This is a genomic window from Polynucleobacter sp. UK-Kesae-W10 (assembly GCF_018881575.1).
Taxonomy (GTDB): domain Bacteria; phylum Pseudomonadota; class Gammaproteobacteria; order Burkholderiales; family Burkholderiaceae; genus Polynucleobacter.
Map to the genome: position 1 here is coordinate 81,328 of NZ_JACVQB010000003.1, position 26,330 is coordinate 107,657.

Here is a 26,330-nt window from a genome sequence, read left to right on the forward strand (position 1 = left end):
TTAATTAGTCTTTGGGGCTAATTTACGTTGATATCGATCAACAGCAGATTCATGTTCATTTAAGGTCTGAGAAAAATGACTGCTTCCGTCCCCTTTGGCTACAAAATAAAGCGCATTGCTTTGGGTGGGATGAGTAGCCGCCAATAAGGACTCTTTGCTGGGCATTGAGATCGGGGTAGGAGGTAAACCTTTATGCATATACGTATTGTAGGGAGTATCTTTCCGAAGATCTGCTTTACGAAGATTTCCATCAAACCGGGGGCCGATGCCATAAATCACAGTGGGGTCTGTTTGTAGCATCATCCCCTGATTTAGGCGATTTAGGAAGACTGCAGCAATTAAGCCTCGATCACTCGGCCTCCCAGTTTCTTTTTCAATAATAGAGGCGAGCACAAGGAGCTCATAAGGACTTTTCAGGGGTGAATTTGTCTCTTTTTGCCCCCAGCTCTCCGCCAGTTGCTTTTGCATTGCCTGCGAGGCGCGTCGATAGATGTTGATATCAATTTCATCCGGGTCAAATACATAGGTGTCAGGATAAAAAATTCCCTCATCACTTGGGTAATTGAGATTTAAGCTTTGCAATAGAGCCTTGGAGTTCAGGCCTTTTGTTTGATGTATTAATGCCGGGTGTGCATCTATCAACTCTCTTAGTTGCCAGATATTCATACCGGGAATAATGGCAATACTCTCTCTAACCCGATCTCCTCGAGCAACTTGTAGCAATAATTTCCCAAGGCTAGCTCCAGTGGGGAATAAATAAGTACCGGGCTTGAGTTTGCTGCCAACAAAAAGTGCGCGAGCACTGATTTGAAAGACTGCCGTAGGAATCGATACGCCTTGGTTGCGAAGTTGTTGTGCGATGCTTGATAAACTCGACTGCGGCACAATTTTTACTCTGTAAACAGCGGGGTCGCTAGTATTGCTAGACAATGGAACAATCGGGAGCAAGAAGATTGCTGCATAAAAGAGCCCAAGGAGAAACAGAAGGCTTGCGGTATAAAAGCCCAGCCCGCGTCCTTTTGCCTTCTTTCTGATGAAAAGGGACCTCCCCTGATTTTTTTTGCGCATCAGGCTATGATAAAAGGGACATGACAACTACTAGCCAAAATACGACTATTCAAGGGCAAATACCCTCCTCTGGCCTCAGCCTTTTACCGCAATGGGGCATCATTTTTGTTGAAGGCCCAGACGCCGCAAGCTTTTTGCAAAACCAACTGAGTAATTCCGTTCTGGGTTTAGATCGCATATTTCCACCCAAGATTGCAGCTGGACACTCTTGCACCAGACTTGTGGGCTATTGCAATCCAAAAGGTAGATTACTTGCCAGCGCATGGCTCGCATTGGCACCAAACAATCCAGATGGGGAAGATCGTTTTGTACTCTTTATTTCCAAAGATATCGCTGAAAGTACTGCAAAACGTCTCTCAATGTATGTTCTGCGTTCAAAGGTAAAAGTTTGCAACGCCTCCTCTCAATGGTCAATTTCTGGCCAGTTTGATTTGAGTCAAAAAATAGATCCAATTGCCGTAGCGGATGGGCAAATTGCACTTCGGCTGCCCGATGTCTTGGCAAATGGCCAATCCATTGGCCGGCTGTTGCTAGCACAAGAAAACACAGGGCAAGTCCCAGCTGAAGATGTGCTCAGTCTCAAGGTCTTTAATAATCTAGAGGTATTGAGTGCAATTCCTCGCATTGTTCTGCAGACACAAGAACAGTTTGTACCGCAGATGATTAATTTTGAGTCCGTAGCCGGCGTCGACTTTAAAAAAGGTTGCTATCCAGGGCAAGAAATTGTGGCACGCAGTCAATATCGTGGCGCGATTAAGCGTCGACTTTTCCTGGCTCATTATGTACATGAAAATCAGGATTCTTCGCCGATTGTCCCTGGCACCGAACTATTTCATGATCTAGATCCTAGTCAGCCAGCCGGCATGGTGGTGTTGTCAGCCCCCTGCCCTCATTTGTTAGGGAGGATTAATTTGCAGATAGAGTGCAAATTAGAAGCTCTAGAGGCTGGAAACATTCATCTGGGTAGTAGTCAGGGGCCTGTGTTACAAATGGATGCATTGCCTTACCCTTTGATTGAAATTTGAGATTAGATCGTTTTTATGTGCCTCATCCTTTTCGCATGGAATTCACACCCAGACTACTCCTTAGTGGTTGCGGCTAATCGGGATGAATTTTATGAGCGTGATACCGAGGCGATTTCCTATTGGCCAGAACATCCTCACGTACTGGCTGGAAGAGATCGAGCAGATGTTTTAGGAAGCCCTGGCACCTGGCTGGGATTTACAAAAGCTGGCAAATTTGCAGCGCTAACGAATGTGCGCGCACCCAGCGAAAAAAATCCCGACTCTCGCACTCGCGGTGAACTATCCATGATGTATTTAACAAGCGTCGATCGGCCAGCTGAGTTTGTTCGGCAGCACGCGAAACGTTTTCACCAATACAACGGTTTCAATTTATTAATGGCTGATTTAAGTGATCCAGCAAATGCGGAAATGCATTGGGTCAGCAATCGGATGTTCATGGGTCAAAATCTACGTCCCCGAAAAGTGTTTCCCCATCAACCTTTAAGCCCAGGTGTTTATGGTCTATCAAATGCCCAGCTAGATACCCCATGGCCCAAAGTAAATCATCGAGTAGCTGCATTTGCACAAGTATTGGCAATGGATCATGGTCAGCTTAAAAGTGCGGATCATTACTTAAAGGTATTGGCAGATACTCATCACGCTAGTGATCATGAGTTACCCAGCACTGGGGTGAGTAAAGAATGGGAAAAGGCTTTATCTCCTGCGTTTATAAAAACACCTTCCTATGGAACTCGCTCGAGCACCGTCCTAAGGGTGCGAAAAGATGGTCAGTTTGAGATGGTGGAGCGTCGCTTCGATGCAAGCGGCACTATCGGGCACGATGTCATTACAGGCGCATTAAGTACGGCGCCTGGATCCAATCTATCCGTTTGAACAGGATATCGAGATAGATTTACTTTGAACGCAGGTCTTCGTTGATTACGCGCTCACCATTAGCATTCTTGCTAGGCAGTCTTTTGATGAACTGAAACGTACCTGTAGCCATGCAACAGATTTCACCCTGATCGTTATAGAGTTTTGCTTCACAAAATGCCATGGTGGCAGTTCTGCGGACGGTATCGGCTTTTACGCGCAAAATACCGTTGGCCGCTTGCATAAAATTATTCTTTAATTCGATTGTCACCACACTCCGATCAGAGGGGTCGCCTGAGCGTGCAGCGACTGCCATGGCAACATCCATCAGCGTCAATAAAACTCCACCATGCGCAACCGCCCAAGTATTGGTATGTTCAGGCTTGAGCGCCAGGAGAATTTCTCCCTTACCCATTTCTGCACTTAGGAATCGAACACCTAAAAGCTTTAAAAAAGGAACGTTTAACTCTTCGCCCAGGTTGGCTAGTTGAGTTTGGGGATTAATTTGGACTTGTTTGCTCATCGTTTTATTTTAGGGGCTAATACGCCAATTTGGAAATACACCTAGAATAGCTCTATGGCCTTTACCCTGAGCGGCGATGATGCCCGTCAAATCACCCACCCTACCCCGATTCCACACCCTTACTGGGTTGCCTTTTCTTCCTCTGCGGCTAAGCTAATTGATTTACCCCTATCCCCAGACGGTTATCCAGAAGATCCCGCTTGGCTCGATCTTTTAGCCGGCAATACACTGAATACCAACGGCCATCAGTTTTCAGAACCCATGGCCACCGTCTATAGCGGTCATCAGTTTGGCGTATGGGCTGGCCAACTGGGCGATGGACGCGCGATATTGCTTGGCCAAATCCATGGTCAGGAGCTGCAGTTAAAGGGCGCCGGTAAAACCATGTACTCCCGTATGGGCGATGGCCGTGCGGTATTGCGCTCTTCTATTAGAGAGTTTCTTTGCAGTGAAGCGATGCATGCCCTAGGTATCCCCACCACACGTGCGCTGTCGATTGTGGGATCAGACTTGCCGGTACGTCGTGAAAGCATGGAAACGGCTGCTGTCTGTGCACGTTTGGCGCCAAGCTTTATTCGTGTTGGACATTTTGAGCACTTTGCTTCATTGCAAAACAGTGCTAGGTTAAAAGAACTCGCAGACGCTTTAATTGCCGAGCACTTTGTAGATTGCGAGAGCGATGATCAGCCTTATTTCAAGCTTTTTGGTGAAATCTGTCGACGTAACGCCACCTTGGTCGCACAGTGGCAGGCGGTAGGATTTTGTCATGGCGTTATGAATAGTGACAATATCAGCGCTTTGGGTCTAACAATGGATTACGGCCCATTTGGATTTTTAGACCGATTTGAAATTGAACATATTTGCAACCATAGTGATCAGGCAGGTCGATATGCCTATCATCGTCAACCCCAAATCATGCACTGGAATATGGCCTGCCTTGCTAGTGCTTTCTTGCCATTGTTAGAGCTCAACCACACTGCCGAAGAATCACAAACCCTTTTGCGAAATGCTTTGGAGCAGTTTCCAATTGAATACGCCCAAACCTGGCAGGACTTGTTCCGCAAGAAGTTAGGCTTACACTCCTCGGAAGATGGGGATATTCGCTTAATTGAGCGCTTATTGCAGGCTATGCACGATTCTAAAGTCGACTTCACCAACTTTTTCCGCAACTTAAGCAAAATCAAAAAAGATCAACACGTTACTCAGATTGCCTTGAGAGATCAATTTATTGATCGGAATGCCATAGATCAGTGGTTTGGTGAATATCTGCAGCGCCTGCAAAGAGAGGTATTGGGTGATGAGGCAAGATCTGCTGCAATGAACTTGATTAATCCAAAATATATTTTGCGAAATCACTTAGCGCAAGCCGCAATTGAAAAAGCGCAAGCAAAAAACTTTGCAGAGACTCATCGACTTTTAAAAATTTTGAGTCGCCCCTTTGATGAGCAACCTGAGCATGAAGACTATGCCCTCACTCCCCCGCTTGATATGAGCAAGATTGAAGTGAGTTGCTCATCATAATCAATGCTGATTTACAGATTAATTACTGAGGCTAAAGATGAAAAAGTCCGACCAAGAATATAAGAAAACATTAAGTGATATTGAATTTAGGGTGACGCGTGAATCGGCAACGGAGCACCCCTTTTCAGGAAAATACTGGGACCATTGGGACCAGGGAAAATATTCCTGTATCTGTTGTGGCACACCGCTTTTTCAATCCAGCACAAAATTTGATGCGGGTTGTGGATGGCCAAGCTATAGCGCGCCGGAAGAATCAGAGGCTATTAAGGAAGTGCGTGACACCACGCATGGGATGATTCGCACTGAAGTACGTTGTGCCAATTGCGATGCCCACTTAGGCCATGTTTTTGATGATGGCCCAATGCCGACCGGCTTACGTTATTGCATCAACTCGGCGTCACTGCATTTTGAACCAAGCGATAACGCTCAGCTCACCAAATAGGGCTGAAGAATTCCGGGGCATCTACAAAATAGCTGGATAATTCATTTATGAAATTCTTATTCGACCTTTTCCCTATCATTCTCTTCTTTATCGCCTTTAAATTTGGCGATATTTACACCGCGACGATTGTGGCGATGGTTGCTACGATTATTCAAATTCTTTGGGTTTACTACCGCCATCGCAAAATCGACGCGATGCAATGGGTTAGCCTTGTCATGATTCTCGTATTTGGTAGCTTAACCATCTTCTTACATGACAAGACCTTTATTCAGCTAAAGCCAACTGCGCTTTATTGGTTATTTTCAGGAGTCTTATTTATCAGCGCACAGTTTTTTAATAAAAACTGGATTGAAGTAATGATGGGTAAGCAGGTTACGCTAAAAGCAGCGAGCGCGCATTCTGTTTGGCGCCGTCTTAACCTCGCTTGGGCACTATTCTTTTTTCTCATGGGTGCCCTTAATCTCTATATCGCCTTCCAATATTCAGAAGAAACCTGGGTTAATTTCAAACTCTTTGGAAGCACTGGTTTACTCATTGTCTTTGTCATCTTCCAGGGTGTGTGGTTAGCGCGTCATATGGAGCATCCTACGCAATGAACATCAATCAACAACGCATTAGCTTATTTAGACAAGATCTGCAGCGTGCATTTACTATCTTGCATCTTGAAATCGAGGATGAGAGTCATCTTCACGCAGGTCATGCAGGCGCAGCCAGTGGTGGCGGCCATTTCAAGGTCACCATTGTTGCCCCAGAATTTAAGGGTTTAAATTTGGTTTCAAGACATCGCGCTATTTACGAAGCCTTGAAAACACATATTCCCTCTGAAATACATGCCCTAACTATTTCAGCCCTAAGCGCCGATGAGCTTGCCTCTTAAGCTGTTTTACACTTCTTATTATTAAACCTTCCAATGATCCCCATGACCATGAATCGCAAAATCGTTACCCTGTGTATTGTTACAAGCCTCTTTTCAACTTTGGCCTTTGGACAAAATGCTGTCATCGTGAATGGCAAGCCGATCCCCAAAGCGCAGCTGGATAAATTAGTACAGAAATCTGGTCAACCTGATAACCCACAAGTGCGTGATCAGGCGCGCGAGATGTTAGTTACCAAGGAACTCATTCTTCAGGAGGCTGATAAACGCGGCGTCACCCAAAAAGAATCTGTGCGCGATCAACTTGAGCAATCCCGGGTTGGCATTTTGGTGGCCGCCGTATTTGAGGACTATGTTGAAAAGGAAGGCGTAACGGATGCCGAATTAAAGGCTGCCTATGATGCGGTAAAAGTCCAGTATACCGGCAAGGAATATCATGTTGAACACATTCTGGTTGATAAAGAATCTGATGCAAAAGCAATCATTGCTCAAGTAAAAGCCGGCGGTAACTTTGAAGAGATTGCGCGGGCAAAATCTAAAGATCCAGGTTCTGCAGCCAATGGCGGTGATCTTGGATGGGTTACAGATAAATCATTGGTTCCTGAATTCTCCAAAGCGATGGTGCAGCTAAAAAATGGTCAAGTGAGTGATAAGCCTGTGAAGACCCAGTATGGCTGGCATGTCATTAAGATGGTGGACTCGCGAAGCATGCAGGCGCCAAGCTTTGAAGAGCTTAAGCCTCAGTTAAAGCAAATGATTGCCTCGGATCAGAATTGGCAAAAAGCGAAGTTTTCTGAAATGATGCAAAAGCTACGCACTAAGGCGAGGATTCAGTAAATACGAGCCTCAATCTTTTCTGGGCGGGTAGCGGCGAGGTCTCATTTTTTGGATCGCCATTCCCGCCAGTCCACAGGCAAATGCGGACATCACAAAAACATCCCGAGGCTGCGATAAATCCCAGATCCAGCCAGCACATAAACCGCCTAGGGTCCCTCCCAATCCATAGGAAATGGTTGCCATAATCGCTTGACCTCTTGCCTGCAATGGACCTGTAAACCAGCGTTGTAGAAGCTTTGTAGCAGCGCTATGGTGTGCCGCAAATGTGCCTGCGTGTAGCAATTGAGCAAAAATCAATACTGAGGTGATCGGTAAAAACGCAATCAATATAAAGCGAATAACCCCAATCCCAAATGCGCCTTGCAAAATAACTTCTGCATCCAAGCGACTAAGCACCTTGTTTTGAAAATAGAAGAAAGCAACTTCGGCGGCAACTCCAAGAGCCCAAAATAGGCCAATTTGAAATTTGTCATAGCCAAGATTGGCTAGATAGAGGGAATAAAAGACATACAAGGATGCGTGGGCAAAAATCATGAAGAACCCTGAAACCAAGAACCAACGCACATCAGGATCGAGTATTACATTGAGCAACTCCCCCTTCACCATTTTTCGGCGTTCCATCTTGGGCTCATGAAGACAGAAAGTAATCAGCGCCAATGCAAATAGGACAATGGCCCCAACTACGGGATAGAGCTCTATACCGCGGCGCTGGAATAGTTCTCCTGCAACCAGAACCATAGCGATAAATCCGATGGAGCCCCAAAGACGTAATCGTCCATAACGTTTATCAAAAGAATTGTCTTTGTATAAAGCATGAATTGTTGCGGTTTCACCGAGGGGCATTTGACTACTGAGGATGGTGTGGAGGACAAACATCCATATAAAGAAACTGAAGTAGCTATGCAAGAAAAAGATACATAGAAAAACTAGCGCTGCTAGGCAAGCACAAACCCGAATGATGCCGATACGGTTAGAAAGGTAGTCTGAAAGCCAACCCCAGCTAAATGGGCCGACAATACGGGTAATCTGCAGCATCGACATCAAGACCGCAATTTCGATGACGTTAAAACCCCTGTCTAAAAAGAATAGGCTTGCATATGGTGACACCAGGCCAACATAAGCAAAATATAAAAAGAAAAAGGACCCGAAGGCCCAGCGAAGAACTGGCGTCATTGGAGACCTAGGTTAATCGCGCTCGCTACCAGGGCGAGCAGCTGGAATGGGTGCAACATCCAACCGTACATCTGCACATTGCGCGCGATGGCGCAAAGCATGATCCATAATTACCAAAGCAAGCATCGCTTCCGCAATGGGCGTAGCGCGAATGCCAACACAAGGATCATGACGACCTTTGGTTTGGACGCTTATCGGCTTACCATCTACATCAATAGATTGCTTTGGGCTCATGATGCTAGAAGTGGGCTTGATTGCAATGGACACGCGTAAATCTTGTCCGGTGCTAATACCGCCCAGAGTGCCACCAGCATTATTGGAAGCAAATCCATCTGGATGCAATTCATCGCCATGCACACTGCCCCGTTGTGCAACAGACTTAAAGCCAGCGCCAATTTCAACGCCTTTAACCGCATTAATGCCCATCATTGCGTGTGCAATATCAGCATCCAATTTATCGAACAAGGGCTCTCCAAGGCCGATCGGTACATTCCGAGCGCGGACTTCGATGCGTGCACCACAAGAGTCCCCTGCTTTGCGTAATTCATCCATATAACCTTCTAGCTGAGGGATGATTTGTGCATTAGCAGCGAAGAACGGATTTTGCTCTACCTGACCTAAGGCTTGAAACGGAATCTCGATTTCCCCAAGCTGACTCATGTAGCCATAGAACTCAGTGCCATATTGTTCATGCAGCCATTTTTTGGCGATAGCTGCTGCAGCAACAACAGGTGCCGTCAGTCGCGCTGATGAGCGACCGCCACCGCGAGGATCGCGTAAGCCATATTTATGGTGATAAGCATAATCCGCATGACCTGGGCGGAAAGTTTGCAAAATGTCGCCATAGTCTTGGCTGCGTTGATCGGTATTGCGAATCAACAAGCCTATTGGAGCGCCTGTAGTTTTTCCTTCAAACACACCAGACAGAATCTCAACCCGATCTTCTTCTTTGCGCTGAGTCACATGGCGTGAGGTTCCAGGCTTACGGCGATCGAGGTCTTTTTGCAAATCGGATTCTGTAAGAGGCATTCCCGGCGGGCAGCCATCCACAACAGCCCCAATGGCGGGACCATGAGATTCACCAAAAGTGGTAACAGTAAAAAGAAGGCCTAAAGTATTTCCTGACATAACGACATTATGTCATTTGTCGGGATTATTGGGGCTAAAACAGCCTAGTTGGCTGCCTTTTCAGCATCTTCTGGCCAATCTCGAATATAGGCCTTCAACATGGTGTTTTCAAAATCTTGGGCTTCTACGACAGATTTTGCAACGTCGTAAAAGGAAATCACGCCCATCAACATTTTTTGGTCAATAACGGGCAAATAACGCGCATGGTCAACCAACATCATGCGGCGAACTTCGTCAATTTCAGTTTCCATATTGCAAGTAAGTGGCTTTTCATTCATCACTGAACGTACCTGCAAGCCATCTAACTTGCCATGGTGTTTGGCTAAGGCGGCGATAACTTCTCGGAAAGTCAGGATGCCAACTAGCTTTTCATAGTCCATCACCACTAGTGAGCCAATGTCATGTTCGCTCATGACCAATACTGCAGTTTGCAAAGCAGTGTCAGGTGCAACAGTAAATAAGGTGCTGCCCTTTACGCGCAAAATGTCACGAACTTTCATGTGGTCTCCAAATGCAATGAATTTATAGCTTCAATATAGACCCAAGAAACCATTGAATCAAGGGTCTAGGTATCTGTTTTAGTAACGAATAACCCTAATGACGCCACTCCGAATGCCAGGGAGATTGGCAACCAATACGGCCCCGGCCAAGGTAATCCACCAAGTCAGGTAGATCCAAAGTAACGCTAGCGGCAGAATGGCAAAGGCGCCATAGACGGTCTTGTAGAAGGCGGTATGGGTGAGAAATATGGCATACCCCAACTTCATTAACTCAAAACTCACCGCCGCAAAGAATGCCCCAAAAATAGCATCCGCCCAGGTAATTTTGGCGTACGGCAGAATCTTATAGACCACGCTGTATACCATCACAGCAAGAATGATTGGGGCAATGGTTGCAATCAATCTAAAGCCCACTGAAATAGCTTCAGTCCATCCCTCCGACGCACTAAACAAGACCCCGCTTAAATAGATTCCCAGGCCCAAAAGAATGGGACCCAAAATCGTTGCGGCCGCATAAATGGCTATTTTTTTATGTAGCGGACGATTCTCTTGGACCTTAAAGATTTGATTAAATGCGCCCTCAATCACCGATAGCGTCATGATGGCGGTGACAAATAATCCAGCTAAGCCGATTAAGGTCAGACCTCTAGCTTGTGCTGAAAATTGATCAAGGTAAATGAAAACTTGCTGGTTGATACCGCCTGGCATATAGGTGTCGAGGAGCCAATTTTTAAAGGCATTCTTGATTTGGATCACCCTAGGCAGGTAACCAATCAAGATGGTGGCAATTGTCAGCATTGGGACCAAGGACAAAATGGTGGTGTAAGCCAAACTAGCAGCGATCTGGTTCAGTTTTAGGTCGCGATTGCCCTCCCAGATCTCTTTAGCCAGAGAGAGCCATAATTGGGGATTACGAAATAGGCGCATCGCCGTATCATAAGAGAAGAATATGAGCCAACACGATATTTTAGTTTTGTACTACTCCCGCCATGGCGCCACCAGGGAGTTGGCACGCCTCATTGCTGAGGGTGTTGAAAGCGTTCCAGGCGTTAATGCTCGCCTCAGAACCGTGCCCCCTGTCTCCACAGTGTGCGAAGCTAGTCAACCCGGCGTACCCTCCGAAGGTGCTCCATACGTTGAGTATGCGGACCTCCAGCAATGTATTGGCCTAGCCTTGGGTTCACCCACTCGTTTTGGCAATATGGCAGCGCCGATGAAGTATTTCTGGGATGGCAGCTCATCAGAGTGGCTTGGCGGTGCACTGATCGGCAAGCCGGCCTGCGTCTTTACGAGTACCGGGAGCATGCATGGTGGCCAAGAAAGCACTCTGCTGACGATGATGCTTCCCTTGCTCCATCACGGCATGATGATCCTTGGGTTGCCCTATAGCGAGCCAGACCTCATGTCTACCCCCACCGGCGGTAGCCCCTATGGCGTGACGCATTTAGCACATGCTGATGGAAGTGCCCCCATCAGCCCTGAAGAGCAACGCCTAGCAAAAGCCCAAGGTAAACGCCTTGCACAAAAGGCACTAAAGCTCATGCGGCCTTAAGAGCACCACCTTTATGTATAAAAAGATTCTTTCAAAAAATCCCTACCAACTGCTCGCAACAGCGGCGTTTATTGACCTCTTCATATTATGTGTCGCTTGGGAATGGTTGATTTCTCCACTGCGCCCTGGTGGATCTTGGCTCATACTCAAAGGCATACCGTTGCTATTTGCTATCCCCGGAATTTGGAAGGGCAAGGTTTACACCATGCAGTGGGCCTCCATGTTGATCCTGCTATACATCACAGAGGGGTTGGTACGGATATTAGAGAAAGGCGCTAATTTTTGGCTGGCGCTTTTTGAGACGATTTTGGCAACAGTAGGTTTTGTATGTTTGTTGATCTATCTCAAACCCATCAAAAAAGAAGCCAAGAGTCTTGCCAAGAAAAATGAGAAGTGAACACGTGAACACTACCTTCATTGAGCAATTAGGCAGCATCTTGGAGCCGCAATTTATTCTGACCGCTGATCAGGATAAAACGCCCTACCTGACCGACTGGCGTAAACGCTTCACAGGCAAAGCGCTTGCGGTAGTTTTTCCCAAAACCTCGGATGAGGTTGCGAAGATTGTGCGTCTTTGTTCCGACAGCAACATTTCTATTGTTCCGCAAGGCGGGCATACAGGATTTTGTGGCGGCGCCACCCCCGACGCTAGCGGCAAACAAATTATTCTCAATCTTAAGCGCATGAATGCCATCCGCGAGATTGATCGAGCCAACCAAACCATTACCTTAGAGGCTGGCTGCATTTTACAAACTGTTCAAGAAAAAGCCGCTCAGGAGGATTTTTTATTTCCACTGAGTTTGGGTGCAGAAGGTAGCTGCATGATTGGTGGCAACCTCGCCACCAATGCAGGTGGAACGAATGTATTGCGCTATGGGAATACGAGAGATTTATGCCTAGGTCTCGAGGTGGTTACTGCCAAGGGCGAAATATGGAATGGTCTCAAAGGCTTACGTAAAGACAATACGGGATATGATCTACGCGATCTTTTTATTGGGTCTGAGGGCACTCTTGGAATCATCACTGCAGCAGTCATGAAGCTGTACCCCCTACCCGTTTCACAATGGACAACTTTGGTGGCGGTGGACAATATTGCTTCTTCGATTGCGCTCCTCAATTTGTTTCAAAAGCGTGCCACTTCATTGCTCACAGGCTTTGAAATGATGACTGAAGAATCCTTGGATTTAAATGAAAAACATTTTCCGCAGATGGCCAACCCCCTAAAAGGTAAGCCTCCGTATACAGTCTTGATTGAGTTGTCTGATTATGAAAGCGAAGAGCATGTTCGCCAACTCTTGGAGAGTGTTCTTGAAGAAGCATTTGACGGTAGTTTGATTACCGATGCAGTCATAGCCAGTAACTTGACTCAAGCCAATGCGTTTTGGCATATGCGTGAACACATCACGCTAGCTCAGGCTGAAGAAGGCGCTAACCTGAAGCATGACATTACTATTCCACTATCTTCCTTAGAGCGCTTCATTTCTCAAACAGACGCCCTCATGAAGGCTCAATATCCCGGTATCAGAATTATTAATTTTGGCCATTTGGGCGACGGAAACCTGCATTACAACATCGCACCGCCCCTAGGCTTAGATTCCCAGGAATTTAATCGCCAATATGAAAAACCCATTCATGATTTGATTTATGCCCAAGTGGAGGCTTGTCATGGCTCTATTTCTGCAGAACATGGTGTTGGGCAGCTTAAATTGGATGGTCTGAGGGCTCATAAGGGGTCGGTAGCACACGACCTCATGAAAGCCCTTAAAACAGCCTTAGATCCCCAAAATATCCTCAACCCCCATAAAGTGGTCTCAATTTAAAAAAAGTAGCGTTTTTTAGCTTTTTTGTGAAATTTTTTGTATTTCCTGTCATCTTGCCCTCTTTCTAAGGCGTTGTATGGCCATGGAGGTGACAAATATGTCAACAAGACTCAAACGTTGGGCTCGTGCAATTCAAGAAATCGACCTATCCAAAAGGACCCCCGAGGTCGCTATTGGCTACCTGGATAGCAAATATCGCGATATCGCTTGGCGCTACATCCGCATCTTAGGTTTCGAGCGCACCATTAGCTTTATGGCTAGCAATAATTTTCACCCTGAGTAATCGAATAGCTACTAAATTTAACCTAAATAATTGATTTTATTTAGGTTTTTTCATTTCCACCCCCTCACAATTGGTACGCACCTGAGCTTGTATCCCTGGATACCCAGGGATACTTCTTGTTTTTCACTACTCCACACTGATTGGCTTGCGAAATAAAGCGCAATCGCTTGCCTGTAATCATCATCCATCGTAGGATGAACTTGCACACAAAATAGATCAGAAGCGTAGATAACCCATAGGAAGCATATGAGCCAGAAGAAGTTAATAAAGCAGTTAATCAAAAAACTAGATCGCCTTGAAGCGGATCGTGAAAAACTGATTGATAAATTGGCTAAGGCGCTTGATAAGCTAGATCAAAAACAAGCAGAGAAAGCGGCGTCAAAAAAGACAGCCATAAGAAAAACTGCGAAGACAGCAACTACAAAGAATCCAGCCTCTAAAAAAGCACCGGTTAAAAAAGCTACACGCAAGAGACCAGCGAGTAAGAAGGCCTCCATCGCCAATTCGCCTAAAACAGATAACGCTAATTAAAGATGGGCAAACTCCAAAAAATTGAAGGCCCAAGCGCCGACTATGATTCAGAACTACGCCTCTTACAAATTGAGCTTGTAAAAGCACAGCGTCAGATTATTTCTAGTGGCGCAAAACTACTCGTGATTTTTGAGGGCCGCGATACTGCTGGCAAGGATGGAACTATCAAGGCGGTGACTGAGCACTTGAGTCCCCGTGAAGCGCATGTGATTGCCCTGGGGATTCCAACTGCCCATGAATCAGGGGAATGGTATTTTCAGAGATATGTAGCCGAACTACCCTCTTCTGGTGAAATTATTTTATTTAATCGCAGCTGGTACAACCGTGCTGGGGTTGAAAAGGTGATGGGATTTTGTACCAAACCCCAATACGACCAATTTATGGCCACGGTAAATGAATTTGAAAGTCTTCTGGTTGGATCCGGTATTCAACTGATTAAATATTACTTGGACATCGATAAGCAGGAACAAGTGCGTCGTATGGAAAGCAGAAAAACAGATCCCCTAAAGCAATGGAAAGTCAGCCCTATTGATCAGCAGGCCCAAAAGAAATGGAAGGCATATAGCGAAGCTCGCGACCTAATGCTGAAAAAAACCAGTACTGCAGATGCCCCTTGGACTGTTGTGGATGCCAATAACAAAAAACTCACGCATCTCAACCTGATTAGAGACTTGCTTTCGCGAGTAAATTACCCTGATAAAAACCAAAAGATCCTCAAATTGGATTCAGGCATTGTGATGCCCTGTCCGCCACTGAGAAAAAAATCCCCAAAGGTAGCTCCATAATTCTGTTTAGGTAAAGAACTGCCGAGCTTCTTCAATTAGGCCTTCAGGCAGCTCTTCGGGAATGTAATGACCGCTAGGGACGGCCTTACCGCTTACGGGCATTGCTGCAACCTGATTCCAGTCTTCTGCTGGTTTAAAGCATTTGTTGACGAGCCCATGTTCACCCCACAGTACTCTTACTGGCATTTGTAGTTTTTTTCCATTTCGACGATCTTCGCGATCATGTTCTAAGTCAATCGTAGCGGCTGCACGGTAATCTTCACACATTGCATGCATGCTTTCAGGATTGCTAGCACCAGCAAGATACTCTGCCCAGCGCTCAGGACTGAAGATGCCAGTGCCCGCATGACGACCCATATGATTTTTGAGCCAGTACTCGGGATTTGCACCAATCAGCGTTTCCGGCACGGGTTCGGGTTGTATTAAGAAAAACCAATGCCAGTAACCTTTAGCAAATTCCATTGTAGTGTTGTCATACATCGTGAGTGTTGGAGAAATATCCAACATCAGGAGTTTTAAAACACTCTCTGGATAATCCATTGCTAGACGATGCGAGACACGTGCTCCACGATCATGACCTAAAAGAAAGAATTGCGGATAACCCAAAGCCTTCATTAGGGCATGCTGGTCCGCCGCCATGGAGCGCTTGGAATAGGTTGAGTGATCTGGCTTGCCGTGCGGCTTAGATGACGCTCCGTAGCCACGTAAATCAGCAGCGATGACTGTGAAATGTTTTGCTAACTCTGGGGCTACATGCTCCCAAATGGCCTTCGTCTGTGGAAAGCCATGTAGTAGTAATAAGGCGGGCCCCTCCCCTCCAACTTGGCAAGCAATCTCAATAGGGCCATCATCAGATGCAATGGTGATGAGTTTATTTTCAAACTGAGGAAACGTAATTGCCATAGTAACTCCAAAAAAAGAGCCTCAGATGAGGCTCTTTAATCAAATAAATCAATTCTGTATTAACGGTTTGCTACTGCTTCAATTTGGGCCACAGTTAAATAGCCGCGGTTATCGGAATCAAGATAACTGAAATGATCGTATATGCGAGGCATGCAACCCTTAGCTTCATCACGCGTCAATTTACCATCATGATTCTTATCGCACTGAGCAAATCGTGCTGCAATTTCCTGGTCCTTGGTTGCGGTATCTGCATTGCCAATCGCTGGCAACAATAAAACACAGCCCAAACAAGCCGCATAGAAAATATTGATTCGCATGATGGGGATTATTATCTGCTAGTAGGAGTTGGATTGGCCGAAGTCTCCATGGCAACACGGACAACCTTTTTAGCCATTTCAATAAAAGAGCTGACTGATCCAGATGCCGTTCTAAACGACTCACCCTGAATAGTCACCAAGCCTTCGCCAAGTAATTCTTTGGACATACTATCGGTAATTTTGCTCTCTACTAGCAAGGCAGGCGTCTTGGAGTTCACGCCACCAGCATAGGCAGCTGCATTCATGGCTAAGCCGATTGGTGTGAAATTCCAAGGTTGCAGGCTATCTACTGAACTTTCTGCTCCAGTGATGCCAACCGTGATTCGCGCGACACCAGGACCCGGCTGGTTAACAATGCGAATATTGCCACGAGCATTGACTGCGGCAACCATAGAATCTTGTAATGTCACTTGTGCCTGAGAGATTGCTTCTGGACTAACTTGCTGGGTGGCGGTTTGATTTAAATAAATGGGATCCAAAATAACTGCGGTATAGCTTGCTGGATTTACGCCAGATACACGGTATCTCCAGATGCGTGTATCTGCCTGGCTAGTGGCCATAGGAACCAGTACGGAGTAGTTTGGCAAAAACCCAGATCTTGGCATTGGCTCTGACGCTAACCTTGGTGTGTTGCTACAGGCAATGAGACCAACAACCATCACCGTTGCTGCTAAGGCTATTTGATAGATACGCATATTGTTCCTAAAAGGTAAATTCATTAATCCGGAGCTGGACATGGCAACATGCCGCCTGTTTTCTTATGGATTTGAGGTTTGCAATCTGGGACAGGCGAAGCTGTTGCCACGGGCGTTGGGGTTGCTGTGACAGAGCCAGCATTAGAAACGCTAGGGGCAACGCCCTGAGAAGGGCTTGAATTGGTCGCTGCTGGAGCTGCGATTGCAGCAGCACTTACCGGCGTTGGTTTAGGTGGCTCTAGGCCAACTGAGCGATAAAAGGACTTGTCACTACCAGGGCAAGGCATAACAGCACCTGTCTTTGGGTTAATGACGTCTTTGCATTGAGGATTTGCCTCTAACCGAGCCTCAAGCTTGGCGACCGTGCATGAAGCCAATAAAACAACGCCAAGAGAAGTCAGAAGGAAATGCTTGGCTTGTGTATATCTCATGTGTGCCGGAATTAGTGCGCCAGAATTTTTGATAAGAAATCTTTTGCACGATGTGATCTTGCATCTGGATTTCCAAAGAACTCATCTTTGCTGCAATCTTCAATGATGCGACCTTGATCCATAAAAATAACGCGGTTACTTACCTTGCGCGCAAATCCCATTTCATGGGTAACGCAGCACATCGTCATGCCTTCATGGGCAAGCTTCACCATGACATCCAAAACTTCACCAACCATCTCTGGATCAAGTGCAGATGTAGGTTCATCGAACAACATCACAATGGGATCCATACTCAAAGCACGAGCAATAGCAACCCGTTGTTGTTGTCCTCCTGATAGTTGACCGGGAAACTTGTCTTTTTGTGCGATCAGACCAACGCGCTCAAGATATCGCAGTCCATGTGCTTTAGCCTCATCTACCGAACGCCCTAGTACTTTCATTTGGGCTAAGGTTAAATTTTCAGTAATGCTCAAATGGGGGAACAGCTCAAAATGCTGAAACACCATACCTACCCTGGCTCTTAATTTGGGCAAGTTGGTTTTGGGATCATGAAGACGTATGCCATCAACCGTGATCTCACCAGCTTGAAATGGCTCCAAAGCATTAATGGTTTTAATCAAGGTGGATTTACCAGACCCAGATGGGCCGCAAATCACAACAACCTCGCCTTTTTGGATAGAGGTGCTGCAATCAGTCAGAACCTGAAAGTCGCCATACCACTTAGAAACGTTTTGAAGTTCAATCATGATGGTCTAGAAGAATAGTGAGCAATAGATAAATGGGTTAGCGAATAATCGCCACTTTGGCCTGCACGGCTCTCACAATTTTGGAAAGTGAGAAGCAAATAATGAAATACGTAAAGGCAGCAAGGATGTAGGTTTCGATGGGACGCCCAAAATTCTTGCCAGCAATTTCAAAGCCTTTTAACAAGTCGTACGCACCAATGGCATATACCAAAGACGTATCTTGAAACAAGATGATGGTTTGCGTCATAAAGACAGGGATCATATTTCTAAATGCTTGAGGCAGAACAATGAAGCGCATGTTCTGACCATACGTCATCCCTAAAGCTTGTGCAGCATATCCCTGCCCCTTGGGCACCGACTGAATGCCGGCGCGCACAATCTCCGAGAAGAATGCGCCTTCAAACGCAATAAAGGTAATCGTGGCAGATAGATCGGCTCCAATTGGCCTGCCGATCAGCATCGGAATTAATAGGAAAAACCAAAGAATTACCATTACCAAGGGTATGGAGCGCATGGTATTAACGTAAATCGTTGCTGGATAAGCTAAGCTTGGCTTACCTGACAAGCGCATGAGCGCCAAAAAGGTGCCCAGAACAATTCCACCAACAGTTGCAATCACTGTAAGCTGAACGCTAAACAGCATGCCCTTAAGAATGTAGTTGGTAAATAAATCCCAATTATAAAAACTGAGGTCTAGGCTTAGCATCGTGTCACCATCATTTTCAACTTAGCATTCATTAATGGGCCGCCACTTCTGAATTGGCAACAATAAAGCCCGGAATGCGGGACCGTTTCTCGATATGAGCCATCACACGATTCACGGCGAATGCTGATAATGCATATAAAAGCGTTACCGCTAAATAAATCTCGACACCATGAGAAGTCTCTTCTTGAGCCTGCATTGCAAAGAGCGTGAGCTCCGGTACTGAAACCGCAAAAGCAACTGATGAGTTCTTAATCAGATTCATGCTCTCTGAGGTTAAGGGTGGAATAACGATTCTTAATGCCATTGGCAGAATGATGTAGCGATAACTTTGATAGGTCGTTAAGCCTAAGGCAGTAGCGGCAGCACGTTGGCCGGAAGGGAGAGATTGAATGCCCGCCCTAACCTGCTCAGCAATTCGAGCCGATGTAAAAAAACCTAATGCAATGCTGACTAATAAATAGGATGGGAACGCCTTTAAAGGCGGAATAAATGCTGGAATAACGTGATACCAAAGAAATACTTGAACCAAGATGGGGATATTTCTAAATAACTCTACCCATGTAGTCGCCAGACGAACAAGCCAACGACTCAAGGTGGAATCGACTGGTAAGGTACGCAATGTTCCCATTACCGCACCCAATACCAAGGCAATCAATAGACCAAGGCCTGCTACTGCCAAAGTCCATCCCCATGCCTTCATTAACCAATCTAAATAGCTGGGGTCTGCATTTTGACCAATACCCAATAGAGAGGAGAAGCAGTGATCAACTAACTCTCCATCTAGAGTGCTTTTACAAAATATACCTAAATCCATGTATTCGATCGCTTAATGAAAGGTTTGATCAATAGTAACGATGCGAATTACTTCTTGTTGTAATCTTCAGCTGGTTTGTCATTCAAATTAGCCCATGCATTTTTAGTTGCTGGGGATAACTCAAGGCCAACCACAATATTCTTAGGTGGGATTGGGGATAAGAACCACTTATTCCAAAGCTTTGGCATATTGCCGTTAGCAACAATCTTAGCGATAGCTGCATTCACCGCTGCTTTAAATTCCGGATCATCCTTGCGGACCATGATTGCAATCGGTTCAGTGCTCAACACCTCGCCAACAATCTTGTAGTCTTTTGGATTTTTAGAGTTTGCAATATTGCCTGCCAAAATCGAACCATCCATCACAAAGGCATCTGCACGGCCGGACTCAAGTAATAAGAAGCTATCAGCATGGTCTTTGCCAAATACCTCATCAAAGTTCACGCCAGTAGCCTTTTCATGCTTGCGCAATAACTGTACTGAGGTTGTACCTGTTGTAGTGGCCACTTTTTTTCCATTCAAATCTGCAATAGACTTGATGCCAGAATTGGCTTTCACCGCAATACGTACTTCTTCAACATATAAGGTATTGGCAAATCCAACGTCCTTAGCGCGGTTCACATTATTGGTGGTGGTGCCACACTCAATATCAACAGTGCCGTTTTGCACCAAAGGCACGCGGTTTTGAGAAGTGACGGGCTGATAGTTAATACGAAGCGTATTGACACCAAGCTTGTCCTTAATGTCCGCAAGAATCATGCGGCAAATTTCAACGTGATAGCCATCAAAGCGACTATCGCCAGTGGTGTAAGACATGGGAATGGATGACTCACGGACTCCCATAGTCACGGCGCCTGTTGATTTAATTTTATCTAGCGTTGCGCTAGCTGCCTGTGCATTTATTGCGCCAAGCAATACACCTGTTGCTAAAAGCCCTGCTTTGATCAATGAGCTACTCATCATTCTGTTTCTCCTGTAATCAGTTTTTTTACTTATCAATAGATACACTTGCATTTATAGCAAATTATTCGGCCAACTTGCGTATTTAGGCCCTATTTTGAAGCTTTTGCCTCAAAAGAAGATCGGTAAAGTGAAAACCTAGGGTATTGGAGAATGCTTGGCCTGCCCAGCACGATTCGAACGTGCGACCTACGCCTTAGAAGGGCGTTGCTCTATCCAGCTGAGCTATAGGCAGTATGCGTGTACTGGGACTGATTTAAAGCAAATAGGAAAGTGGTCGGAGTACAAGGATTCGAACCTTGGACCCCCTGCTCCCAAAGCAGGTGCGCTACCAGGCTGCGCTACACTCCGACGGAATCGATATTCTACACTGAGAGCGCTATTTCAGGCAAATCCTGTAAGATTCGTTCCATGGTTGCCTATTTTTCCAGCAGATTACATCTACGAGCAAGCGCGCTGATTGCGCTAGTTTTGCTCGCGATCTGCCTACAGGGAACCCACTGGGCGGGCTTTGCCCACAGCATTTCTCATGCCAATACCCTGCAGCAATCATTGAGCCAAGATTCCACTCCTGATCAAGCATCAAGCCTATGTCATAGCTCAGATAGTTGTCATTTATATGATGCTCTGAGCTTGGCTGGATTTGCACCAGGCACAGTGATTGGCATCATAAATCACCCAATAGCTGGTCTCAATATTATTAGCAGGCCATTTGCGGCGCCTTTTCTGACGCCTGTCTATACCTACCTCGCGCAGGCACCACCAAACTTCATTCTTTAAAGCGCACTGCCAAGCATTTGCTTGGTGCAAATTTTTAAGAATCACCAATTCAATGGTGGGTTTGGGTAAAGATGAATTTCTGGCGGCACGTGACGGATCAATCGATTGGCATTTTTCTAGGGCTACTATGCGCCAACTCCTTGGCCTGTGCGCAAACCGAACCTGAGACTTCTCTGCAAGTCAATGTGACAGGTGCACGCGATGATGGTCAAGGATTTTTATCTGCAAGTAAAGTCCTTACGGGCGATGAGTTACAAAATAAGTTGGGTGGCACATTGGGCGCAACTCTTGCCAATGAGCTGGGCGTATCTGCCACTGGTTATGGGGCTGGTGCATCCAGGCCTGTTATTCGTGGACTAGAAGGTGCGCGTGTACAGATCCTGCAGAATGGTTTGTCGGTAGGCGATGTTTCTAGTATTTCAGCGGATCATGCTGTAGCTAGCCCGATGCAGAATACGCATCAAATTGAGATATTGCGCGGAGCATCAGCATTGTTATACGGCTCGGGTTCAAGCGGCGGCTTAGTGAATGTAGTGAATGACCGCATTGTGACTTCCCTTCCCGATGCCCTGTCTGGAGCCGTGAATACCAGTTATGAAACAGCAAACCAAGGCAAGACTGGTAATTTAGAGCTCGATGCTCCCGCAGGACCATTGGCTTTACATCTGGACACTAGTATCAGTAATTCGAATAACTATCAAATTCCCGGTTATGCCGAACAGGGCGGTCCGAATGCCAATTGGGCCATCAATCCCGGCAATCCCGTCAACATCCCCTACAGCGGAAAACTACCCTTCTCTTATAGCAATCAAAATAGTCTAGGGCTGGGAGCCTCCTATATCCGCGCCGATGGTTACACGGGTGTGTCTCTTGAGCGAATGAATCATAACTACGGGATCCCAACCGCTGAAGGTGGCTTCATTCAGCAATCGCAGAATCGTTATGATTTTGCGCATCAGTCGAATGATCCTTTTGATGGTTTCTCCTCAGTCAAAATCAGCGCTGCAAACACGAACTATCAACATACGGAATTTACGAACAACGGTATAGCCTCCACCTTATGGAATAACACCGCAACTGAAGCGAGACTAGAGCTTGCTCACAAGGAGCTGCTGGGATTAAAAGGGATTATTGGCGCCCAGGTTACTGGTGCCACTTTGAATGCAAGCGACTTAACCACAAATAGCTATGCCATTGTTCCGCAAACCAAATCCAATGCTTCCGCCCTTTTTTGGGTTGAGGAAGGCCGTTATGGCGCTCTTAAAACTAGTCTTGGCGCACGTTATAGCTATACAGCACAAAACCCCAATACCGCCACGCAATTTCCAGCTCAAAGCACGCAAGGATTTACCCCCAATACATACGGGCCCCCCGCTATTCAGAATCGACAATTTAATCTGATGTCTTATTCCGCTGGCGGCATGCTTGATGTTGCCAAGGACTATGGATTGGGCTTGACCTATACCGTTTCGCAAAGAGCGCCAACACCTCAAGAACTGTATTCATATGGCCCGCATGATTCAACAGCCACATTTGATATTGGCAATTCCAATCTTGGTACAGAGACCTCGCAGAACATTGAGTTGAGTTTTCAGAAAACCCTTGGCCTGGTTCGTAGCAAGGTGAGTTTGTATCGTAACCAATTTTCAAATTACATCTATGGCTTTTACACAGGCTCATATAGTCAGGCTAATGAAAACTTTTCAGTAGTCCAAGCCTCCCAAGCCAACGCCAATATTCGCGGTGCTGAGGGTGAGATAAGTTATAACTGGAATCAAACTGGCATTGGCGGACGTCTCTTTGGAGATGTCTCCCAAGGCAGCTTTAACGCCGGCGGCAACCTGCCACTGCAACCAGCCCCAAGATTGGGTACAGAGCTCGCTTATCAACAGGGAGGCTGGCTTACAAGCGCCACTTACATCTATAGCTACCAACAAAATAGATTGGCGACCTGGGAAGTAGGTCCTACCCCCAGTTACAACCTGCTCAATGCGAACCTATCCTACACAGAACGCATTGGAAAGATTAATTGGACTGGCTATCTTGCGCTAAAGAACCTACTCAATGAAGATATCCGATATGCAACCTCACCAATGGCAGTGCGTCTTTACGCTCCACAGCCTGGTAGAAGTTTGATGCTAGGTGTTCGCGCTGCTTTTTAGGGTTGTCTAAAAATAGCGTAAGGCCACAAAACCTACTAAGCCCGCTGCCAAAATCACAAACACTGGATTGATCTTAGTGCGCAAAATCAAATAGAGAGTACATAAGGAGAGTGCCAAGGTGATTGGACTCACAATTGAAGCCTTTGCTACCGCATAAACGCCAGAGACCATGAGCCCAATAGAAATGGGCTCCAAGGAATCTTGAATGCAACGCCTCCATGGGCTTTCGCCAAAATGACTCCAGAGACGCCCAGCATAAAAGCACAGCACGCTAGAAGGCAAAAAGAAAGCAATTAATACAATGCCCGCGCCGATGAGACCAGCAATCTTAAAGCCGATGATAAGAACCATCAACATATTGGGGCCAGGTGCAACCTGGCCAATACTATACATATGGATAAATTGAGTATGGGTGATGCCAAACTGATGCAATAAGAGCGTTTGCATTTCGGGCAATACAGCAGTCCCACCGCCTACGGCCAAAAGGGAAAGGAGACCAAACGTGAGACTTAACTGTAGTAATGCGTTCATTTGGAAAGCTTAGGCCGATAGGTATAGATTGATATCGGAGCCATGATGAGCAGTACGAGTGGCAAAGAGAGCTTTGCAATACTCATTAAGCCAAATGTGCAGGCGATGATTAGGATGGACTTTAAATGCTTCCAGTGTTGATCCCCTATACGATAGGTAATCGCGGCCAATAAGCCACAGGCACCTGCTGCAATCCCTGTGAGCAGGAGATTAGTTAAGGGATGGTCGGTATTGTTGGTATAGGCAATGCCAATTAATAGAACAAAAGCGGAACCCGGAATGATCAGGCCCAGCGTTGCTGCAATTGCGCCCCAGATGCCACGCAAATGATCTCCCGCTAAAACAGCCAGGTTGACAGAGTTAAGTCCCGGCATAGTTTGGCTGATCGCTAGATAAGCCATAAATTCATCGGCGCTTAGCCACTTCTTTTTTTCAATTAAAAGAATGCGTTCGTAGGCAATAATTCCGCCACCAAAACTGACTGCTCCAATAATCAAAAACTGCCAAAACAGGTCACGTAATGTGACTGGCGTTACCGACGTCTTACCGCCGTTGGTCTGCAGTGTACTCATTCAGGCTTGCCGTATACCAAGGCGGTTTTGGTACTCCCTATTTGGAGCCAATCTGAAAGCTCTATTTGCAGCTTTTTGAAGAATTTATCTGCCCGTTTATGAGCCTTGTCTTGCTTGCGGTTTTCATCATTCACGCGATAGGAGAAGGCAAGTTCCCCCACCATCGGGTCGCCAACGCTTTTCATCCAAATAGCGATCTCGCAATGGGCCTGCACTCCATCGCCAAACACCAGGTTGCCCAAAGGCAAACAAGCCTCGAGAATCTTATTGGTATTACCGCCAACAATACGCAGCGGCAATTTTTTGTCGATAGCCAAGGAGTCTAGACCTGGAAAGAACTTGCAAACACTACTCAAGGTTCTTTCAAATAGATCATCAATCGGTACGGCGTCTAAGATGGCATTGTTAGAGTAAATTTGACGGCGAGAACCCAATTCATCACCACGCAAGATTTCTTCCTTAAAACGAATGCGAGACTTGATCTTCTTTTGCGGCGTGGGATTAAATTTGGACGCCAAATCTAAGTCATGCGCCCTGCACTTCAGAGTGACTTCGGCGTAGTCATCAATCCAGACATTTTGTCTTGACTCTCTTACCCGCAAAATAATATTGTTGAGTCGAAAGTCCTGTCCAGGCGTGTCATAGAAGTAAATGCTTCGCAAGCCGGTAGAGGCGTTATCGAGATGGAAAAAATCAACTTTGTTCTTTTTGCAGAAATTGAGAATTTGATTGCTAAGCTCTTCAATTTTGCTGCGACGATCAAGGCCTTGAGGCTTAATAAGGAGCTTAAATTCCCGATTGGTAATAGAAGGATGAATCTTTTTCACAATAACCTCTACTGTTTTTAGAGATTATGACCTAAATCTACAGATTAGTAGACTTCTGGGACGTACATCTCCGGCGGCACGGGTCCGCGCAAGTAGTCTGGATTATGAACTCGAGCAGGCAGCGTAATAACTGGATGATCAATTTCTTTATAAGGAATTTGATTGAGCAAATGGGTGATGCAATTTAAACGAGCCTTTTTCTTATCATTTGCGGCTACCACCCACCAAGGTGCTTCCGGTATGTGGGTGCGCTCCAACATAGTCTCTTTGGCTTTTGTATATTGCTCCCAAAGACGGCGGGCCTCTAAGTCCATTGGGCTAAGTTTCCACTGTTTTAAGGGATCATGAATACGCATCATGAATCGGTTGTACTGTTCGTCGTCAGAAATAGAGAACCAATACTTAATGAGAATGACCCCCGAGCGAATCATCATGCGCTCTAAATCCGGGACAGTTCTTAAGAACTCCTCGTATTCATCATCCGTACAAAAGCCCATGACTTTTTCAACGCCAGCGCGGTTATACCAACTGCGATCAAACAGAACAATTTCTCCTCCAGCAGGTAGATGAGAAATATAGCGCTGGAAATACCATTGGGTTTTTTCACGTTCATTCGGAGCGGGCAAAGCAACCACCTTGCATACACGCGGATTTAGACGCTGAGTGATGCGCTTGATAGCACCACCCTTACCAGCAGAGTCGCGACCTTCAAAAAGAACTGCCACTTTTACATTGTTGGCAACAACCCAATCTTGCAATTTGACAAGCTCGCCCTGAAGTCTAAATAGCTCTCTAAAGTACACATTACGGGGGACCTGCGACCCACTATCACCATCTTGAGAAAGGCGATCATCATCGAGCTCCATTTCAAGCTCTTCATCCATGCTATCAAGAATCTCTTCTTGAGCCCGCTGGTACCACTCTGCCATCTCTTTGTGCTTGGAAGTCATTCTAAATCTCTAGTATTTCTAAT

At 46.1% G+C, this 26,330-nt stretch carries 33 protein-coding genes and 2 tRNA genes; 15 read left to right on the plus strand and 20 right to left on the minus strand.

Annotated elements, in window-relative coordinates:
* A complete protein-coding gene (gene mltG / locus ICN24_RS08160; RefSeq protein ID WP_216222837.1) occupies window positions 1-1,068 on the minus strand; it encodes an endolytic transglycosylase MltG in 1,068 nt (355 codons plus the stop codon).
* 20 nt (window positions 1,069-1,088) lie between these two features.
* Between mltG and ICN24_RS08165 the strand changes: the two genes are divergently transcribed.
* Window positions 1,089-2,093, plus strand: coding sequence for a folate-binding protein YgfZ (locus tag ICN24_RS08165; protein WP_216222839.1), 1,005 nt, complete (start codon window positions 1,089-1,091; stop codon window positions 2,091-2,093).
* Between the two features lie 15 nt (window positions 2,094-2,108).
* On the plus strand, window positions 2,109-2,966 hold the full coding sequence (locus ICN24_RS08170; protein WP_216222840.1) for an NRDE family protein: 858 nt from the start codon (window positions 2,109-2,111) through the stop codon (window positions 2,964-2,966).
* A gap of 19 nt (window positions 2,967-2,985) precedes the next feature.
* Here the strand turns inward: ICN24_RS08170 and ICN24_RS08175 are convergent, their stop codons facing one another.
* Complete coding sequence (locus ICN24_RS08175) at window positions 2,986-3,468, minus strand: PaaI family thioesterase (protein WP_216222842.1); 483 nt, start codon at window positions 3,466-3,468, stop codon at window positions 2,986-2,988.
* 54 nt (window positions 3,469-3,522) lie between these two features.
* Here ICN24_RS08175 and ICN24_RS08180 point away from each other — a divergent pair, with 54 nt between their 5' ends.
* The 5 genes from ICN24_RS08180 to ICN24_RS08200 are packed head-to-tail and all read left to right on the plus strand — an operon-like array spanning window position 3,523 to window position 7,142.
* Complete coding sequence (locus ICN24_RS08180; RefSeq protein WP_216222844.1) at window positions 3,523-4,989, plus strand: YdiU family protein; 1,467 nt, start codon at window positions 3,523-3,525, stop codon at window positions 4,987-4,989.
* Window positions 4,990-5,026: 37 nt separating this feature from the next.
* Window positions 5,027-5,431: a peptide-methionine (R)-S-oxide reductase MsrB gene (gene msrB, locus ICN24_RS08185; protein WP_216222846.1), complete on the plus strand. Its 405-nt coding sequence runs from the start codon at window positions 5,027-5,029 to the stop codon at window positions 5,429-5,431.
* A gap of 47 nt (window positions 5,432-5,478) precedes the next feature.
* The gene (locus ICN24_RS08190) at window positions 5,479-6,027 is read left to right on the plus strand and encodes a septation protein A (RefSeq protein WP_216222848.1); all 549 of its coding nucleotides are present in this window, start codon (window positions 5,479-5,481) and stop codon (window positions 6,025-6,027) included.
* Entirely contained in the window at window positions 6,024-6,308 is a 285-nt protein-coding gene (locus ICN24_RS08195) for a BolA family transcriptional regulator (protein WP_216222850.1), read from the plus strand. Before ICN24_RS08190 ends, ICN24_RS08195 begins: the two co-directional genes overlap by 4 nt.
* A 48-nt stretch (window positions 6,309-6,356) precedes the next feature.
* Window positions 6,357-7,142 (plus strand): peptidylprolyl isomerase, encoded by a 786-nt coding sequence (locus ICN24_RS08200; protein WP_216223099.1) that lies wholly within the window; start codon window positions 6,357-6,359, stop codon window positions 7,140-7,142.
* A 9-nt stretch (window positions 7,143-7,151) separates the two neighbouring features.
* Here ICN24_RS08200 and ICN24_RS08205 read toward each other — a convergent pair whose 3' ends face one another.
* The 4 genes from ICN24_RS08205 to ICN24_RS08220 form a co-directional block, all read right to left on the minus strand.
* A complete protein-coding gene (locus ICN24_RS08205) occupies window positions 7,152-8,315 on the minus strand; it encodes an MFS transporter (protein ID WP_216222860.1) in 1,164 nt (387 codons plus the stop codon).
* Window positions 8,316-8,327: 12 nt separating this feature from the next.
* On the minus strand, window positions 8,328-9,443 hold the full coding sequence (gene aroC / locus ICN24_RS08210; protein ID WP_216222861.1) for a chorismate synthase: 1,116 nt from the start codon (window positions 9,441-9,443) through the stop codon (window positions 8,328-8,330).
* Between the two features lie 44 nt (window positions 9,444-9,487).
* Entirely contained in the window at window positions 9,488-9,943 is a 456-nt protein-coding gene (locus ICN24_RS08215; protein WP_216222862.1) for a CBS domain-containing protein, read from the minus strand.
* A gap of 78 nt (window positions 9,944-10,021) precedes the next feature.
* Entirely contained in the window at window positions 10,022-10,870 is an 849-nt protein-coding gene (locus ICN24_RS08220; RefSeq protein WP_216222863.1) for a YhjD/YihY/BrkB family envelope integrity protein, read from the minus strand.
* A gap of 22 nt (window positions 10,871-10,892) precedes the next feature.
* Here ICN24_RS08220 and wrbA point away from each other — a divergent pair, with 22 nt between their 5' ends.
* From wrbA to ppk2 (ICN24_RS08250), 6 genes are all read left to right on the plus strand, one after another.
* Window positions 10,893-11,495, plus strand: a complete 603-nt coding sequence (gene wrbA, locus ICN24_RS08225; protein WP_216222864.1) for an NAD(P)H:quinone oxidoreductase — start codon at window positions 10,893-10,895, stop codon at window positions 11,493-11,495.
* A 13-nt stretch (window positions 11,496-11,508) separates the two neighbouring features.
* Entirely contained in the window at window positions 11,509-11,892 is a 384-nt protein-coding gene (locus ICN24_RS08230; RefSeq protein ID WP_216222865.1) for a DUF2069 domain-containing protein, read from the plus strand.
* On the plus strand, window positions 11,882-13,315 hold the full coding sequence (locus ICN24_RS08235; protein WP_216222867.1) for an FAD-binding oxidoreductase: 1,434 nt from the start codon (window positions 11,882-11,884) through the stop codon (window positions 13,313-13,315). Before ICN24_RS08230 ends, ICN24_RS08235 begins: the two co-directional genes overlap by 11 nt.
* 97 nt (window positions 13,316-13,412) lie before the next feature.
* The gene (locus ICN24_RS08240) at window positions 13,413-13,598 is read left to right on the plus strand and encodes a hypothetical protein (RefSeq protein ID WP_087909997.1); all 186 of its coding nucleotides are present in this window, start codon (window positions 13,413-13,415) and stop codon (window positions 13,596-13,598) included.
* A gap of 246 nt (window positions 13,599-13,844) precedes the next feature.
* Complete coding sequence (locus tag ICN24_RS08245) at window positions 13,845-14,129, plus strand: serine/threonine protein kinase (RefSeq protein ID WP_216222869.1); 285 nt, start codon at window positions 13,845-13,847, stop codon at window positions 14,127-14,129.
* A gap of 2 nt (window positions 14,130-14,131) precedes the next feature.
* Window positions 14,132-14,914, plus strand: coding sequence for a polyphosphate kinase 2 (ppk2, locus tag ICN24_RS08250; RefSeq protein ID WP_216222875.1), 783 nt, complete (start codon window positions 14,132-14,134; stop codon window positions 14,912-14,914).
* A gap of 6 nt (window positions 14,915-14,920) precedes the next feature.
* Here ppk2 (ICN24_RS08250) and ICN24_RS08255 read toward each other — a convergent pair whose 3' ends face one another.
* The 10 genes from ICN24_RS08255 to ICN24_RS08300 form a co-directional block, all read right to left on the minus strand.
* Window positions 14,921-15,817: an alpha/beta fold hydrolase gene (locus tag ICN24_RS08255; RefSeq protein ID WP_216222876.1), complete on the minus strand. Its 897-nt coding sequence runs from the start codon at window positions 15,815-15,817 to the stop codon at window positions 14,921-14,923.
* A gap of 59 nt (window positions 15,818-15,876) precedes the next feature.
* The gene (locus ICN24_RS08260) at window positions 15,877-16,134 is read right to left on the minus strand and encodes an EF-hand domain-containing protein (RefSeq protein WP_255532622.1); all 258 of its coding nucleotides are present in this window, start codon (window positions 16,132-16,134) and stop codon (window positions 15,877-15,879) included.
* A gap of 11 nt (window positions 16,135-16,145) precedes the next feature.
* Window positions 16,146-16,829: a DUF3313 domain-containing protein gene (locus tag ICN24_RS08265; protein WP_216222877.1), complete on the minus strand. Its 684-nt coding sequence runs from the start codon at window positions 16,827-16,829 to the stop codon at window positions 16,146-16,148.
* A gap of 23 nt (window positions 16,830-16,852) precedes the next feature.
* Window positions 16,853-17,260, minus strand: coding sequence for a hypothetical protein (locus ICN24_RS08270; RefSeq protein WP_216222878.1), 408 nt, complete (start codon window positions 17,258-17,260; stop codon window positions 16,853-16,855).
* A gap of 11 nt (window positions 17,261-17,271) precedes the next feature.
* Window positions 17,272-18,006 carry an amino acid ABC transporter ATP-binding protein gene (locus tag ICN24_RS08275; RefSeq protein WP_216222879.1) on the minus strand — a complete coding sequence of 245 codons (735 nt, stop codon included), beginning with the start codon at window positions 18,004-18,006 and terminating at the stop codon, window positions 17,272-17,274.
* Window positions 18,007-18,043: 37 nt separating this feature from the next.
* On the minus strand, window positions 18,044-18,712 hold the full coding sequence (locus ICN24_RS08280; RefSeq protein WP_216222882.1) for an amino acid ABC transporter permease: 669 nt from the start codon (window positions 18,710-18,712) through the stop codon (window positions 18,044-18,046).
* Between the two features lie 31 nt (window positions 18,713-18,743).
* Window positions 18,744-19,526 (minus strand): amino acid ABC transporter permease, encoded by a 783-nt coding sequence (locus ICN24_RS08285; protein WP_216222888.1) that lies wholly within the window; start codon window positions 19,524-19,526, stop codon window positions 18,744-18,746.
* Window positions 19,527-19,573: 47 nt separating this feature from the next.
* On the minus strand, window positions 19,574-20,470 hold the full coding sequence (locus ICN24_RS08290) for an amino acid ABC transporter substrate-binding protein (RefSeq protein WP_370623127.1): 897 nt from the start codon (window positions 20,468-20,470) through the stop codon (window positions 19,574-19,576).
* Window positions 20,471-20,643: 173 nt separating this feature from the next.
* Window positions 20,644-20,720, minus strand: a tRNA-Arg gene (locus tag ICN24_RS08295).
* Between the two features lie 39 nt (window positions 20,721-20,759).
* Window positions 20,760-20,836, minus strand: a tRNA-Pro gene (locus tag ICN24_RS08300).
* Between the two features lie 60 nt (window positions 20,837-20,896).
* On the opposite strand from ICN24_RS08300, the gene ICN24_RS08305 reads away from it, so the two are divergent.
* Complete coding sequence (locus ICN24_RS08305) at window positions 20,897-21,265, plus strand: hypothetical protein (RefSeq protein WP_216222890.1); 369 nt, start codon at window positions 20,897-20,899, stop codon at window positions 21,263-21,265.
* 71 nt (window positions 21,266-21,336) lie between these two features.
* Window positions 21,337-23,427: a TonB-dependent receptor gene (locus ICN24_RS08310; RefSeq protein WP_216222892.1), complete on the plus strand. Its 2,091-nt coding sequence runs from the start codon at window positions 21,337-21,339 to the stop codon at window positions 23,425-23,427.
* Between the two features lie 6 nt (window positions 23,428-23,433).
* Here ICN24_RS08310 and ICN24_RS08315 read toward each other — a convergent pair whose 3' ends face one another.
* The 4 genes from ICN24_RS08315 to ppk2 (ICN24_RS08330) are packed head-to-tail and all read right to left on the minus strand — an operon-like array spanning window position 23,434 to window position 26,307.
* Complete coding sequence (locus ICN24_RS08315; RefSeq protein WP_216222894.1) at window positions 23,434-23,958, minus strand: chromate transporter; 525 nt, start codon at window positions 23,956-23,958, stop codon at window positions 23,434-23,436.
* Entirely contained in the window at window positions 23,955-24,530 is a 576-nt protein-coding gene (locus tag ICN24_RS08320) for a chromate transporter (RefSeq protein ID WP_216222896.1), read from the minus strand. The genes ICN24_RS08315 and ICN24_RS08320 overlap by 4 nt, the downstream gene beginning before the upstream one ends.
* Window positions 24,527-25,357 carry a hypothetical protein gene (locus ICN24_RS08325; protein WP_216222898.1) on the minus strand — a complete coding sequence of 277 codons (831 nt, stop codon included), beginning with the start codon at window positions 25,355-25,357 and terminating at the stop codon, window positions 24,527-24,529. The genes ICN24_RS08320 and ICN24_RS08325 overlap by 4 nt, the downstream gene beginning before the upstream one ends.
* 44 nt (window positions 25,358-25,401) lie before the next feature.
* Window positions 25,402-26,307 carry a polyphosphate kinase 2 gene (ppk2, locus tag ICN24_RS08330; protein WP_216222900.1) on the minus strand — a complete coding sequence of 302 codons (906 nt, stop codon included), beginning with the start codon at window positions 26,305-26,307 and terminating at the stop codon, window positions 25,402-25,404.
* Window positions 26,308-26,330 lie beyond the last annotated feature (23 nt).

Bases quoted from the DNA above. Each gene is read 5' to 3' on its own strand.
- mltG (WP_216222837.1), bottom strand. From the start codon at position 1,068: ATGCGCAAAAAAAATCAGGGGAGGTCCCTTTTCATCAGAAAGAAGGCA.
- ICN24_RS08165 (WP_216222839.1), top strand. From the start codon at position 1,089: ATGACAACTACTAGCCAAAATACGACTATTCAAGGGCAAATACCCTCC.
- ICN24_RS08170 (WP_216222840.1), top strand. From the start codon at position 2,109: ATGTGCCTCATCCTTTTCGCATGGAATTCACACCCAGACTACTCCTTA.
- ICN24_RS08175 (WP_216222842.1), bottom strand. From the start codon at position 3,468: ATGAGCAAACAAGTCCAAATTAATCCCCAAACTCAACTAGCCAACCTG.
- ICN24_RS08180 (WP_216222844.1), top strand. From the start codon at position 3,523: ATGGCCTTTACCCTGAGCGGCGATGATGCCCGTCAAATCACCCACCCT.
- msrB (WP_216222846.1), top strand. From the start codon at position 5,027: ATGAAAAAGTCCGACCAAGAATATAAGAAAACATTAAGTGATATTGAA.
- ICN24_RS08190 (WP_216222848.1), top strand. From the start codon at position 5,479: ATGAAATTCTTATTCGACCTTTTCCCTATCATTCTCTTCTTTATCGCC.
- ICN24_RS08195 (WP_216222850.1), top strand. From the start codon at position 6,024: ATGAACATCAATCAACAACGCATTAGCTTATTTAGACAAGATCTGCAG.
- ICN24_RS08200 (WP_216223099.1), top strand. From the start codon at position 6,357: ATGAATCGCAAAATCGTTACCCTGTGTATTGTTACAAGCCTCTTTTCA.
- ICN24_RS08205 (WP_216222860.1), bottom strand. From the start codon at position 8,315: ATGACGCCAGTTCTTCGCTGGGCCTTCGGGTCCTTTTTCTTTTTATAT.
- aroC (WP_216222861.1), bottom strand. From the start codon at position 9,443: ATGTCAGGAAATACTTTAGGCCTTCTTTTTACTGTTACCACTTTTGGT.
- ICN24_RS08215 (WP_216222862.1), bottom strand. From the start codon at position 9,943: ATGAAAGTTCGTGACATTTTGCGCGTAAAGGGCAGCACCTTATTTACT.
- ICN24_RS08220 (WP_216222863.1), bottom strand. From the start codon at position 10,870: ATGCGCCTATTTCGTAATCCCCAATTATGGCTCTCTCTGGCTAAAGAG.
- wrbA (WP_216222864.1), top strand. From the start codon at position 10,893: ATGAGCCAACACGATATTTTAGTTTTGTACTACTCCCGCCATGGCGCC.
- ICN24_RS08230 (WP_216222865.1), top strand. From the start codon at position 11,509: ATGTATAAAAAGATTCTTTCAAAAAATCCCTACCAACTGCTCGCAACA.
- ICN24_RS08235 (WP_216222867.1), top strand. From the start codon at position 11,882: ATGAGAAGTGAACACGTGAACACTACCTTCATTGAGCAATTAGGCAGC.
- ICN24_RS08240 (WP_087909997.1), top strand. From the start codon at position 13,413: ATGTCAACAAGACTCAAACGTTGGGCTCGTGCAATTCAAGAAATCGAC.
- ICN24_RS08245 (WP_216222869.1), top strand. From the start codon at position 13,845: ATGAGCCAGAAGAAGTTAATAAAGCAGTTAATCAAAAAACTAGATCGC.
- ppk2 (WP_216222875.1), top strand. From the start codon at position 14,132: ATGGGCAAACTCCAAAAAATTGAAGGCCCAAGCGCCGACTATGATTCA.
- ICN24_RS08255 (WP_216222876.1), bottom strand. From the start codon at position 15,817: ATGGCAATTACGTTTCCTCAGTTTGAAAATAAACTCATCACCATTGCA.
- ICN24_RS08260 (WP_255532622.1), bottom strand. From the start codon at position 16,134: ATGCGAATCAATATTTTCTATGCGGCTTGTTTGGGCTGTGTTTTATTG.
- ICN24_RS08265 (WP_216222877.1), bottom strand. From the start codon at position 16,829: ATGCGTATCTATCAAATAGCCTTAGCAGCAACGGTGATGGTTGTTGGT.
- ICN24_RS08270 (WP_216222878.1), bottom strand. From the start codon at position 17,260: ATGAGATATACACAAGCCAAGCATTTCCTTCTGACTTCTCTTGGCGTT.
- ICN24_RS08275 (WP_216222879.1), bottom strand. From the start codon at position 18,006: ATGATTGAACTTCAAAACGTTTCTAAGTGGTATGGCGACTTTCAGGTT.
- ICN24_RS08280 (WP_216222882.1), bottom strand. From the start codon at position 18,712: ATGCTAAGCCTAGACCTCAGTTTTTATAATTGGGATTTATTTACCAAC.
- ICN24_RS08285 (WP_216222888.1), bottom strand. From the start codon at position 19,526: ATGGATTTAGGTATATTTTGTAAAAGCACTCTAGATGGAGAGTTAGTT.
- ICN24_RS08305 (WP_216222890.1), top strand. From the start codon at position 20,897: ATGGTTGCCTATTTTTCCAGCAGATTACATCTACGAGCAAGCGCGCTG.
- ICN24_RS08310 (WP_216222892.1), top strand. From the start codon at position 21,337: ATGAATTTCTGGCGGCACGTGACGGATCAATCGATTGGCATTTTTCTA.
- ICN24_RS08315 (WP_216222894.1), bottom strand. From the start codon at position 23,958: ATGAACGCATTACTACAGTTAAGTCTCACGTTTGGTCTCCTTTCCCTT.
- ICN24_RS08320 (WP_216222896.1), bottom strand. From the start codon at position 24,530: ATGAGTACACTGCAGACCAACGGCGGTAAGACGTCGGTAACGCCAGTC.
- ppk2 (WP_216222900.1), bottom strand. From the start codon at position 26,307: ATGACTTCCAAGCACAAAGAGATGGCAGAGTGGTACCAGCGGGCTCAA.